This window comes from Paenibacillus sp. ACRRX, from assembly GCF_022346885.1.
Lineage (GTDB): Bacteria > Bacillota > Bacilli > Paenibacillales > Paenibacillaceae > Paenibacillus_B.
In genome coordinates this window covers 571,714-584,370 of sequence record NZ_JAKRNK010000003.1, presented here as the reverse complement: position 1 = coordinate 584,370, position 12,657 = coordinate 571,714, and the positions used below count along the sequence as shown (strand labels likewise).

Genomic DNA, 12,657 nt, shown 5'->3' with positions numbered 1-12,657 from the left:
GCAAGCACCTCATCAACTCCGCTCGACTTGCATGTATTAGGCACGCCGCCAGCGTTCGTCCTGAGCCAGGATCAAACTCTCCATTAAAGTGTTTGACTTGCTCATTGTATTGCTGACGAGATAATTCTCGTGATTCTTAACATTCCCGTTCAATGCGCTTCATGATCAAGATCATGTCCTTCATTCAACGTTGCTCGTTGTTCAGTTTTCAAGGAACAATGTGTGATTACTGAAGCACCGTTTCGCTTCGTTTCACCGTGTCGCTCAGCGGCGACCTAATTAATATATCATAACGCCTATACAAACGCAACCCCTAATTTAAAAAATGCTAAAACTTTATCGTTATCCATCATAATCATGCAATGATAAAGGTGATTCTGGCCTTTATCATTGCATATTACCTCGGTACTTATTTTAAAAATATAATGTATATGCTCTATTTATCTAAGCCTGAACGACCGAGACTATCCATAACTTCTTATCCTGATCTAGATGTACCATCTCACCATTAATAGACACTATAGGTCTTGTTGGATTATTGGCGTCTATAACTACAATACGACCAATTCGACCATCATTAAGCTTAACGACAGTTCCCTGAGCAAGTTGTGTCATTTTCTGAATGAAGGTTTGAACCATAAGCGGCTCCAGCTTGCCAAATGAAGCCTCATGTAAATGCTCCAGTGCAACATAAGGTGACTCTGCTCGTTTATAAACACGGTCTTGTGTCATAGCATGGAACATATCTGCTATCGCAACAATCTTAGCATACGAGTGAATTTTGTCAGCTTTCACGCGTAATGGATAACCACTTCCATCTAATCGTTCATGATGTTGCAGTGCTGCAAGTTTAACTCCATCATTAATTGCCGGCACATTGCGCAGAATTTCATATCCATACTGAGGATGACGCTTCATTTCTGCTTTCTCGGACTCGCTAAGATATGTTTTCTTATACAATATATCTTCATCTATTTTAATCATGCCGATATCGTGCAGCAGGCCTGCCATTGCAATCTGCATTCCTTCCTTGGAAGGATAATCACACCACTGGCCAATAAGATAAGAAGTTAGACATACTGCTATTGATTTATTAATTAAATAGTCGGAGGCATCTTCTTTTAAGAGTTCTACTACTTGTGATTTGACAGACATTGGCCGATAACTGGATATGTTAGCGAGAAGTTGCTCCAAGACTTGACGCAGTTCCAGAATAGGAAGCCGGTTGAGAGCTGCTGTAGCTAACATTTTTGACATATATTTAGCAAGCGACAGCCACGCCTTGACAAACTGTTCCTCATCTTTCGCATTTTCTTGGTCCAATACTGCAATTTCTGGTGAACTTGAAGTTTGCTCCACAGCGGCTGCTATTGACGCCATTTCAATGTGACTCCCCCCGCCAGATGAACGATCTATATCGATATGCTTAACCATAAAGGCTTGAAGCACATCCAGATCACGTGGAGACAACTGTCTGCCCTTAAGCATCAGCAGCCCCCCTAACGAAGTATGGATATCCTGGTTGAGACGATCTCCAGGTTTCGTTTGCGCAAGAGGAATCATAACCATGAAAATTACACGCTCCTACCCAATTAGTATCTAGTGCAGGTGTAAGTATCATTCTCTCAGTCGTCTTATACTCGTATGAAGTTAAAAATAAGGGCGCAACTTTAACTGTGCGCCCTTATATCTATTCTTGATGGTGTTGTATAATCTCCGTCGAATGACTAGGCATACACACATTTATCATTTTATTCGTTGTCTGAAGGTGAATCTTCCAATACCTCTTCAGCGTCATCTTCTTCGTTTTTGCTGCAACGGGTTACTGTGGATACAGCATCCTCGTCGCGAATATTAATAATCTTCACACCTTGTGCATAACGGCCCATTTGCGAGATGCCGGCAATGCTCGTACGGATAATCGTACCCGATTCGGTAATTACCATGAGATCATCATCATCACTGACTACCTTCAGGCCAACAACCGCACCATTTTTGTCGGTAACGTTAATGGTCTTGATTCCTTTACCACCACGTGTTTGCGAACGATATTCTGTAGTTGGAGTACGCTTGCCGTAGCCTTTAGCCGTAACAATGAGAACATCATTGGCTGGATCAATAACATCCATATCAATAACCTTATCGTTATTGTCCAAGGAAATCCCCTTAACTCCAGTAGCCGAACGTCCCATTGACCTTACGTCCTGCTCATTAAATCGAATCGACATACCTGTGCTCGTACCCATTATGATCTGTTGGTTACCATCGGTCAACCGAACGCCAATCAAGTCATCATCGTCACGCAAGTTAATCGCAATCAAACCGCCCTTACGAATGTTGACATAATCATCGAGCGGCGTCTTCTTCACGATTCCTTGACGGGTAGCAAAGAACAGATACGTGTCTGCATCGAATTCTTCCACTGGAATAACCGCATTAATGGTCTCACCTTGTTCAATCTGAATTAGATTGATAATTGGCGTTCCTCTTGCTGTGCGGCTCAAGTCCGGAATCTCATAAGCTTTGATACGGTACACTTTACCCTTATCAGTGAAGAACATGAGATAGTGATGTGAGTTTGTGACAAATAAATGTTCAACAAAGTCATCATCCTTTGTCCCCATGCCGACTACGCCACGACCACCACGCTTCTGGCTGCGGTAAGTGGTAGCAGGCAATCGCTTAATGTATCCGCTATGCGTAATGGTAATAATAACATCTTCACGTGGAATTAGATCCTCGTCTAAGATATCATCACCAAACGTAATTTCAGTACGACGCTCGTCCCCGTATTTCTCCTTCACTTCTTCAAGCTCATCGTGAATGATATTAAGAACAAGCTGCTCGCTAGCTAAAATTTCGCGGTACTCTGCAATCTTCTTCATGATTTCGTTGTACTCTTCTTCGATCTTCTCACGTTCCAGACCTGTAAGACGACGCAAACGCATATCAAGGATTGCTTGCGCTTGCTCATAAGATAAGCTAAAGCGTTCGATCAAGCCATTCCGTGCTTCCTCGTCATTACGCGAAGCACGGATAAGTGCAATGATCTCATCCAGATGATCAAGCGCAATGCGCAAGCCTTCCAGAATGTGAGCGCGTGCTTCCGCCTTCTTCAAGTCATACTCTGTACGACGACGAATAACCTCTATTTGGTGCTGAATATAATAATGCAGCACTTCGCGCAAGTTCAACACACGCGGCTCTTGATTTACAAGCGCCAGCATGTTCACACCAAAGTTGGATTGCATCTGTGTATGACGATACAGGTTATTTAATACAACACTTGGTGTAACGTCACGACGCAGCTCAATTACGATTCGCATTCCGTTGCGGTCCGACTCATCACGAAGATCAGTAATACCGTCAATCTTCTTCTCACGAACAAGCTCGGCAATCTTCTCAACGAGACGTGCTTTGTTTACCTGATAAGGAAGTTCCTGTACAACGATACGTGCCTTGCCGCCATTCTCCTCAATCTCGGCTCTTGCGCGCATCATTACTGAACCTCGCCCCGTCATATAAGCCTGACGGATCCCCTCACGGCCTAAAATAAGCCCGGATGTCGGGAAGTCTGGCCCTTTAATATATTCCATGAGATCAAGCGGCGTTAGATCCGGGTTGTGGATCAACGCTTGAACCCCGTTAATGACCTCAGTCAAATTATGTGGTGGTATATTGGTCGCCATACCTACGGCAATACCTGACAAACCATTAACGAGTAAGTTCGGGAAACGTGCTGGCAGCACGACCGGTTCCTTCTCTTCACCATCATAGTTAGGTGCAAAGTCGACCGTTTCTTTGTTCAGATCACGCAGCATCTCTGTTGCAATCTTGGATAGACGTGCTTCTGTATAACGCATAGCTGCCGCCATGTCACCATCGATTGAACCAAAGTTGCCATGTCCATCGATCAACATATACCGCAGTGAAAAGTCCTGCGCCATACGGACCATCGTCTCATATACGGCAGAATCCCCGTGAGGATGATACTTACCGATTACTTCACCGACGATTCTCGCCGATTTTTTATGTGGCTTGTCTGGCGCCATTCCGAGTTCCGACATCGCATACAAGATACGGCGATGAACCGGCTTCAAACCATCGCGCACATCTGGCAGCGCACGACTAACGATGATGCTCATCGCATAGTCAAGAAAGGATTCCCGCATCTCCGTTCCAATGTCGCGGTCCTTGACTTGCGAGTGTTTTTCTTCCGCCATGCTGGACCTCCTTCTAATATTTCATTAACAGCGTCCGCATTGGTGTGGTGATAGCCCTATAATTGCTCAGCAAATGGGAGGATATTATCCATTTGGACTCTCTTAGGACATATGTCTCTACAAGACAAACGTATGTCATCACACGAAAAAACGGCATGATTCCCTCATAGGAAACAGCACCGTCTTCCTCTTGATCATCTGTCGTCTTGCCCATTAATACGCTATTTATATTATATTACTTTCACAAATGAGAAACAATTAAACGTTCTCATCAACAGCGGCTAGTTCCGAACATTAGGCTAACGCAATTAGGTGTTTGTTCCTTTCCCACGCGGATGGGTATTCATACTATTCTCTATTATACCATGAATGCGGCCCTATACTGTACTAAAAACATGTTATACATCCGTATTCCCAAAGGATAAACGTTGAAATAGACCGTCATTCTATACTTCTAGGTGTTTAAACCAAACAAGTATGTGGCCAGACATCAATTGTTAGACGAGCGTCAAACTTGTCAGGCTTAATTACAACAAAACAAAAATAATAATAGTCTTACTGTCCCTATTGTTTCATGTGAAACAATTAGAATGTTTTTAAACGTTACTGCTTGTGCCACGGAAAAGATGACGTAAGAAGAAATACGCAAACAGTCTCTTTAATATTATTAAAAGTCCCCCATCTGGCTAGACAGGGGACCAAAGATTGGATGTATTAAATATCCAAATTCTTAACGAACTTGGCGTGTTTGATAATGTAATCGCGACGAGGTTCAACTTGATCCCCCATAAGGGTATCAAATATCTCATCAGCCAGCTTAGCATCATCTACCGACACTTGAAGCATCGTACGACTTTCAGGGTCCATAGTCGTTTCCCAAAGCTGAATAGCATTCATCTCGCCGAGACCTTTATAGCGCTGAACGTTGATCTTCATGCCTTCACCAAACTCAGCAATAATCTCGTCACGCATTTTCTCACTATCTGCATAACGAACCACTTTGTTTCTTTCGACTTTGAAGAGCGGTGGTTGTGCAATATACACGTATCCAGCCTCCACCAATTGTCTCATGTAACGATAGAAGAACGTAAGCAACAGCGTTCGAATATGCGCACCGTCAACGTCGGCATCAGTCATGATCACGATCTTGTGGTAGCGAGCTTTGGCTAGGTCAAAATCTTCACCGATACCCGTTCCAAGTGCCGTTATGATTGCACGAATCTCTGCATTAGACAGGATCTTATCCAAACGAGACTTTTCTACGTTCAGAATCTTACCGCGCAGCGGCAGAATGGCTTGAAAATGGCGATCGCGTCCTTGCTTTGCGGAACCGCCTGCAGAGTCACCCTCAACGATATACAATTCGCTAATGGATGGATCTTTGGATGAGCAGTCAGCTAATTTGCCGGGCAGCGAGCTTACTTCTAGCGCACTCTTGCGGCGTGTCAATTCACGCGCACGACGAGCGGCTTCGCGAGCGCGTGCAGCCTGCGTACCTTTTTCTACAATTTTTCGGGATATTGCAGGGTTTTCATTTAAAAATTGCAAAAACTTCTCGGCGAACATAGACTCAACAATTCCGCGAACCTCGCTGTTGCCAAGCTTCGTCTTCGTCTGTCCTTCGAACTGTGGATCTGGAATCTTAACTGAAATAATAGTCGTTAAGCCCTCACGCACGTCGTCCCCACTTAGGTTCGAATCGTTATCCTTCATCAAGTTCATCTTGCGCGCATAGTCGTTAATGATCCGTGTCAAGGCACTCTTAAAGCCGGATTCATGCGTTCCGCCCTCATGCGTATGAATATTGTTCGCAAATGAGTAGATATGCTCTGAGTAACTGTCATTATACTGTAGTGCTACTTCACACGAAATGTTATCTTTTAAGCCCTCCACATAAATAGGTGGCTCATGAACCTTCTCACGATTGCGGTTCAAATATTCGACGAACTCAATAATGCCCCCATCGTACTTAAACGTTTGCGACTGTTCCTGACCAGGACGTTCATCCGTCAATACAAGTTCGATGCCTTTATTCAAAAATGCCAACTCGCGTATACGAGAGGTCAAAATATCGTATTCAAAGATTACCGTTTCCGTAAACACTTCATGATCCGGCTTAAATGTAACCGTCGTTCCTGTCTCATCCGTATCACCGACCACTTTTAGATCGTATTGCGGAGCGCCACGACGATATTCTTGTTGGTGGATATGTCCGTCCCGTTTGACCGTTACGATAAGCAACTCAGACAATGCGTTTACTACCGATACACCAACACCGTGCAAGCCGCCAGATACTTTATAACCATCGCCGCCAAATTTACCGCCAGCATGAAGTACCGTCATGACAACTTCCACCGTCGAGCGTTTCATCTTTGCATGTTCTCCGACAGGAATTCCGCGACCGTTATCAATGACAGAAACGCTGTTGTCTTCATGTACAATTACTTCAATACGTGTACAGAAGCCTGCCAGTGCTTCGTCTATACTGTTGTCGACAACTTCCCACACCAGATGATGAAGCCCCTTAGCGCTGGTAGAGCCGATATACATACCTGGCCGTTTCCGAACGGCTTCAAGGCCTTCCAACACCTGGATCTGGTTCTCATCATAAGTATGCTGATTCAAAGACATGCCCTTCACCCACTTCTCAAATTTCAGTTCCGTCTAAGCTTCATCCATCCGCGGCAAAAGATGCGAACGCTTCTTCAACGTTGTCGATGAGATCGGAGAATAATACACTTTCCCTTTTGTCACGACAATAGATTTGGCTTCTTCCTCGCCGATCGACTCCACATTTTTCCGTTTATGTGAATGAGCCACAAACTGTTTGGACAGCTTGGATGATTTCTCGATTGAAATATCGAAAATAGCAACCAGCTCCGAAGAGCGGATAACCTTTTCGCCACCTAAGTGAATATACAACACAATCACCCCTTAGCGCTTCACTTGCCCGCTCTCAACATGAAATACATTAGCATCTTGCAGTTTATTCGTATGAATTCCTTCTATGCCGGTTGTTGTGATAAAGGTCTGCACCTTATCCTGAAACGTCTCAATAAGCTGAGTCTGCCGATACGCATCCAGCTCTGATAAGACGTCATCAAGTAACAACACAGGATATTCGCCGATTTCTTCATGCATCAATTCGATTTCAGCAAGCTTGAGCGATAATGCTGTTGTGCGCTGCTGCCCCTGGGAGCCATATGTTTGCACTTCTTTACCGTTAATAAAAAAGGTCAAATCATCCCTGTGCGGGCCGACTAGCGTCATACCACGCCGCACTTCCTGATCATTCATTTGTGTTAACTTTAACATAAATTGCTCAAATAAGACAGCATCGTCATCGACCGGCGCCGTGAAGGAAGGTACATACTCTATGCTAAGCTGCTCCTGACCATTCGTAATGCCGGCATGAATATGTTCCGCCCAAATCTGCAGCTTCTTTAAATATTGTTTCCGTTTCTTTACAATTTTAACACCATTATCAGCCAATTGCTCGTTCCATATTTCCAACATGGCATGAGATTGTTTGCCTTTCTCATTCCACATCTGCTTCAACAAATTATTACGCTGCACAAGCACCTTCTGATACTGCTGCAGGTGGTATAAATAGCTAGGCTGCACCTGCCCGATCTCCATATCAAGAAAACGACGACGCACACTTGGTCCGCCTTTGACAATCTCCAGGTCTTCTGGCGCAAACATCACCACGTTCAGCGAACCGATAAAGCCACTTAGCTTACGCTGTTCTAGTCCATTAAGCTTAGCTTTTTTCCCTTGTCGAGATATGGACAGATCCAACGTGCAGGGTCCATACTTGCGCTCCACGACAGCTTTAAGCTGAGCGGTGTTGTCTTCCCATCCGATAAGCTCTTTATCTTTGGAGGTCCGGTGCGATTTCGTCAGAGCAAGTACAAATATAGCTTCTAAGAGATTCGTCTTCCCTTGCGCATTGCGGCCTACAAATATATTAACCTTATGATTCGTATCAAGCTCCAATGATTCATAATTGCGATAGTTTCCAAGGGCTAATGATCGGACAAGCACCCGCTAAGCCTCCTGTGACTTGACAATGCGGAAGGAACCTTCACTCTTCACTTCAACCTTGTCGCCATCATACAACTTGCGGCCTCTGCGCTCATCTATTTCACCGTTAACGAGTACTGCCTGCTCTTGAAGCAGTACTTTGGCATGTCCACCTGTCGAAGCAATATCAGCAAGCTTCAGTGCCTGCCCTAATGTAATGTAATCCGTCCGAATGGACACTTCTTTCATCGTTATTCCTCCTGGCTTCATTCACGAGCTGCTTTAAAAGTGCAAATTAGTTGGTTGTCCGGTATGGAAGAATCAAATGCAAACTGTTTACACGTTCAGTAGGCTTTATAATAATCGGACTCATCGCTCCGGTAAACCCAATGAAAATATGTTCACATTCCACGACCTTAAGTACATCAAGCATATATTTCGAGTTAAAAGCAATTCGTAAAGGCTCGCCATTAAATTGTTTGACTTCAAGTTGTTCTTGTACGCGTCCCAGCTCAGAAGAACTGGATGATATTTCAATGGTCCCATCCTCTTTCGTTTGCAAGCGCACAATGTTTGTTTTCTCTTCACGAGACAACAAATAGGCACGATCAATTGCTTCCGTTAATTTTTTTGTATCGAGTACGAGTTCTGTTTTGTAGTTAGTCGGAATAATCTTAGAAGTGTCAGGATAAGTTCCGTCCAATATACGGGAATAGAACAAAACACGATCAATTTTGAATAACACTTGATTTTCCGCAACGACAATATCAACCATTGTGTTTTGATCCGGAATAATTTTACTCAATTCATTTAACGTTTTTCCAGAAATCACGATATTTTGAAAACGCAAAGAAGAATCTACCTGTATATCCGCAAGGCGGCTTGCCAAGCGATGACGATCAGTAGCTACGAACTTAAGCTCACTGTCCTGCAAATTCCACAATACACCTGTCAAAATAGGAGTCGTCTCATTGGAGGAAATGGCAAATGCCGTCTGCTTAATCATCGTCTTAAGCAAATCACCATTCACTGTAACCACTTGATTTTCTTCGATGTTTGGCAGAACTGGATATTCCTCAGGATCAAGTCCGACCATTTGGATATCTGTTGCTCCAGCTCGCAAAAAGGTCTGAAACTGTTCCTTCACTTCGATCTCAATGTTCTGCGATGGCAGCTTCTTAATGATCTCGACAAAAAACTTAGCAGGCAATACTACACTTCCTGGGCGTTCTACTTGAGCAATTGTTTGTCGATCATCTTCAACAGGGATAAAGCTTTGAATGGAAATATCCGTGTCGCTTGCTGTAAGTGTGACGCCTTGAAAGGTAACGTCCATCTTAATGCCTGTCAAAATAGGTATTGTGGTTCGGCTTGAAATAGCTTTAGACACATTTTGTATCGCTTCGTTCAGTTCATTTTTGAGAATAGTTAACTTCATGCTTTCACTCCTTAACGCAAATTTGCGTTGTATCTGATGATGTCGATTATAAGTTTTTCTTATATTTTATAAGATGATCTTTATTTAAAAAGATAGTAGTAATAGTAGGGGCCCTGAATATGTGGATAACCCTATTATAACAGCATAAGATAAAGCCTATCCACATGTGTATAGTTTGTGTATAGGCTTATCATTTTGTTCACAGGGTCGGATTTTTAATTTTATCGATTAAACTTTGAATGACTTTGTATAATTCTTGATCCTGTTCGATATTATTCGTGATCTTTTCGTGTGCGTGAATGACAGTTGTATGGTCACGCCCTCCGAAGGCTTCGCCAATCTTAGGTAAGGAGTAGTCGGTTAATTCACGCGACAAATACATCGCAATCTGGCGCGGAAAAGCGACTGCTTTCGTACGCTTCCGTGCTTTAAAATCCTCTAGACGCAAGCCATAAAATTCACCGACTCGATGCTGGATGTCTTGAATCGTAATGATCTTGGGACGACTTGTCGGAATGATATCTTTTAGTGCTTCGGCAGTCAAATGTGTTGTAATATCCTGATTGGTCATCGTAGAGTACGCAACTACGCGGGTTAGGGCGCCTTCAAGCTCACGAATGTTTGTGTTGATCTGATTCGCGATGTAGACCATAGCTTCATTCGGGATATCCAAATTGTCAGCCTTCGCTTTTTTGCGCAAAATTGCGATACGTGTCTCCAGATCAGGCGGTTGAATGTCTGTAATTAGTCCCCATTCAAAGCGGGAGCGAAGTCGCTCTTCCAATGTTTCAATTTCCTTCGGTGGACGATCACTTGAGATGACAATCTGCTTATTCTCGGTATGCAGCGCATTAAACGTATGGAAGAACTCTTCCTGTGTTGACTCTTTGCCTGCCAGAAACTGAATGTCATCAATGAGCAGAATATCAATGGTTCGATACTTATTGCGGAAGCTTTCGCCGCGATTGTCACGAATAGCATTAATAAACTCATTCATAAACTTCTCAGACGTCGTATAGACAACTCGACTATTCGGATTGTGCTCCAATATATAATGCCCAATCGCGTGCATTAAGTGTGTCTTACCAAGTCCGACTCCTCCGTACAAGAACAGTGGATTATACGCTTTGGCCGGTGCTTCAGCAACAGCCAACGATGCTGCATGCGCAAATCGGTTGTTAGAACCGATAACAAACGTATCAAACGTGTACTTCGGATTCAAAATGTTCGATACGGGTTCCTCTTGTGACACTGCACGAGGAATAGTTGTCGGCGGCTGCATTAACTCCGGTTCAGCTTGGGCTGCTTCCTCAATGATGAATTTAACGTCCACTTGCTTGCCGGCCATTTCGAATATTGTGGAACTAACGAGCTTCGTGTAGCGACTCTCCAGCCATTCGACAGCAAATGTGGTCGGTGCTGTAATTATAAGTTGGGTGTCGGTATACTTAACCGCCTTTGTAGCTTTAAACCAGGTATCAAAGCTTGGTTTGCTCAGCTTCGTCTGGATAACGGTAAGTACTTCCTGCCAATGTTCATTTACTTGGCGATCCACAGATGGTTTCACTCCTTCAAACCTGTTGCGTCGTCATTAGAACGCGCTTTCCGGCAAAGTCGCCTAAAAGGACAAGTTCCCCGACAACGCGCTTTATTTAAGAAGAGGCTCTCCAAAGGCACAGAAAGCCCTCTGCTTAGTAGGGCGCTTTGTCGGGGTCTATGTTGTGACATGAAACGTACATGTCGAAATATACCGTACATTCTGACATTAATTATCCACACTAACAACAACGAACAATGTAGGTTAGGCACAGTATAAAATAAGTTGTTCACAACTTTATCCACAGCCTGTGTATAAAATAGGATTGTTAATAACTATGCACAACCGAAAAACAATATAATCATAGCAGATGAGCCCTTATATTTCAACGATAGCAGGTATTTTATCCACAAATTCAATAACTTGTGTACAAAAATTATATACACCACAAGATATTGTTTATAACTTGTGTCAATTCGACAAAAAGGGGAATTATGGTGTCGAACGTTATACACAGAGATCGAATTAAAGATGTTCTTATCTCTAAAACTTTTGCACATGTGAATAACTTCTTATTTAAAATAATAAGCATTGTAAACTCAATGGGGTTGTGGATAGTTTGGCAAACAAAAAGAGGGTCTATACATGTGAACAAATAATGAGATCACAAAAAGAGGAAGAGAGAAGAGGGACTTGCGCCATTGACTTTTTATGACGTTTTTGATTAAATGTATAAAGGCGTTTTGCGCGAACATATAAACAGTGCAATGGACTGGTTCTACATGAATAATTGTGTTTTAAGGAGGTGCAAGCTGAAATGAGACCTACATTTAAACCAAATGTAAGCAAACGTAAAAAGGTTCACGGTTTCCGTACACGTATGAGCACTAAAAATGGCCGCAAGGTATTGGCTGCTCGTCGTCTTAAAGGCCGTAAAGTATTGAGCGCATAAGAGCGTGAATGCAAGACCACCCGCGGTGGTCTTTTTTTCTTTTTGTATACAGGCTAGACGTTTATTCTCTCCGGCTCACGTACATACTTGGGACATATACAAGAGTCGGGATTAGGCAGGAGTACAATCGTGCAAAAACAATACCGTCTAAAGGATCGTGCGGATTTCAGCCGAGTCTATCGATATGGACGATCATGGGCGAACCATCAGCTTGTGCTGTATGTGTTTCCTCGTCCAGCTGTAGAAAGATTCCGTGTTGGGGTCTCCACCAGCAAGAAAATAGGAAATGCGGTTGTCCGCAATAGGATGAGACGTGTCATTAAAGAAGTAGTCCGTCTTAATTCTGATCGTGTCATTAGCCATGTTGATCTTGTATTTATCGTGCGTAAAGGCGCAGTTGATATGGATTATGAGCAGCTCCGCAAGAGTGTGCTTCATGTTTGCCGAAAGGCCTCCGTATTAAAATAAGTTAAACTTGTGA

The 12,657-nt window shown here is 43.4% G+C and carries 10 protein-coding genes and 1 rRNA gene; 2 read left to right on the top strand and 9 right to left on the bottom strand.

The features are described from left to right. The 9 genes from MH117_RS13305 to dnaA form a co-directional block, all read right to left on the bottom strand. A 16S ribosomal RNA gene (locus tag MH117_RS13305) occupies nt 1-87 on the bottom strand; the annotation flags it as partial. Nucleotides 88-444: 357 nt separating this feature from the next. Then, a complete protein-coding gene (locus tag MH117_RS13300; protein ID WP_239329193.1) occupies nt 445-1,569 on the bottom strand; it encodes an HD-GYP domain-containing protein in 1,125 nt (374 codons plus the stop codon). 182 nt (nt 1,570-1,751) lie between these two features. Next, nucleotides 1,752-4,223, bottom strand: a complete 2,472-nt coding sequence (gene gyrA / locus MH117_RS13295; RefSeq protein ID WP_239329192.1) for a DNA gyrase subunit A — start codon at nt 4,221-4,223, stop codon at nt 1,752-1,754. Nucleotides 4,224-4,937: 714 nt separating this feature from the next. Further along, nucleotides 4,938-6,854 carry a DNA topoisomerase (ATP-hydrolyzing) subunit B gene (gene gyrB, locus MH117_RS13290; protein ID WP_239329191.1) on the bottom strand — a complete coding sequence of 639 codons (1,917 nt, stop codon included), beginning with the start codon at nt 6,852-6,854 and terminating at the stop codon, nt 4,938-4,940. A 33-nt stretch (nt 6,855-6,887) separates the two neighbouring features. Continuing rightward, entirely contained in the window at nt 6,888-7,145 is a 258-nt protein-coding gene (remB, locus tag MH117_RS13285) for an extracellular matrix regulator RemB (RefSeq protein WP_239329190.1), read from the bottom strand. A 12-nt stretch (nt 7,146-7,157) separates the two neighbouring features. Then, nucleotides 7,158-8,270: a DNA replication/repair protein RecF gene (gene recF, locus MH117_RS13280; RefSeq protein WP_239329189.1), complete on the bottom strand. Its 1,113-nt coding sequence runs from the start codon at nt 8,268-8,270 to the stop codon at nt 7,158-7,160. Between the two features lie 3 nt (nt 8,271-8,273). Next, complete coding sequence (gene yaaA, locus MH117_RS13275) at nt 8,274-8,498, bottom strand: S4 domain-containing protein YaaA (RefSeq protein ID WP_028543628.1); 225 nt, start codon at nt 8,496-8,498, stop codon at nt 8,274-8,276. Nucleotides 8,499-8,544: 46 nt separating this feature from the next. Then, a complete protein-coding gene (gene dnaN, locus MH117_RS13270; RefSeq protein ID WP_239329188.1) occupies nt 8,545-9,687 on the bottom strand; it encodes a DNA polymerase III subunit beta in 1,143 nt (380 codons plus the stop codon). A gap of 199 nt (nt 9,688-9,886) precedes the next feature. Then, on the bottom strand, nt 9,887-11,242 hold the full coding sequence (dnaA, locus tag MH117_RS13265; RefSeq protein WP_239329187.1) for a chromosomal replication initiator protein DnaA: 1,356 nt from the start codon (nt 11,240-11,242) through the stop codon (nt 9,887-9,889). A 799-nt stretch (nt 11,243-12,041) separates the two neighbouring features. Here dnaA and rpmH point away from each other — a divergent pair. Together rpmH and rnpA are read left to right on the top strand one after the other, a co-directional pair. Beyond that, entirely contained in the window at nt 12,042-12,176 is a 135-nt protein-coding gene (rpmH, locus tag MH117_RS13260; protein WP_028543631.1) for a 50S ribosomal protein L34, read from the top strand. Between the two features lie 129 nt (nt 12,177-12,305). Beyond that, nucleotides 12,306-12,644 (top strand): ribonuclease P protein component, encoded by a 339-nt coding sequence (rnpA, locus tag MH117_RS13255; protein WP_239329186.1) that lies wholly within the window; start codon nt 12,306-12,308, stop codon nt 12,642-12,644. Nucleotides 12,645-12,657 lie beyond the last annotated feature (13 nt).

Bases quoted from the DNA above. Each gene is read 5' to 3' on its own strand.
- yaaA (WP_028543628.1), bottom strand. From the start codon at position 8,498: ATGAAAGAAGTGTCCATTCGGACGGATTACATTACATTAGGGCAGGCA.
- rpmH (WP_028543631.1), top strand. From the start codon at position 12,042: ATGAGACCTACATTTAAACCAAATGTAAGCAAACGTAAAAAGGTTCAC.
- gyrA (WP_239329192.1), bottom strand. From the start codon at position 4,223: ATGGCGGAAGAAAAACACTCGCAAGTCAAGGACCGCGACATTGGAACG.
- dnaN (WP_239329188.1), bottom strand. From the start codon at position 9,687: ATGAAGTTAACTATTCTCAAAAATGAACTGAACGAAGCGATACAAAAT.
- gyrB (WP_239329191.1), bottom strand. From the start codon at position 6,854: ATGTCTTTGAATCAGCATACTTATGATGAGAACCAGATCCAGGTGTTG.
- MH117_RS13300 (WP_239329193.1), bottom strand. From the start codon at position 1,569: ATGGTTATGATTCCTCTTGCGCAAACGAAACCTGGAGATCGTCTCAAC.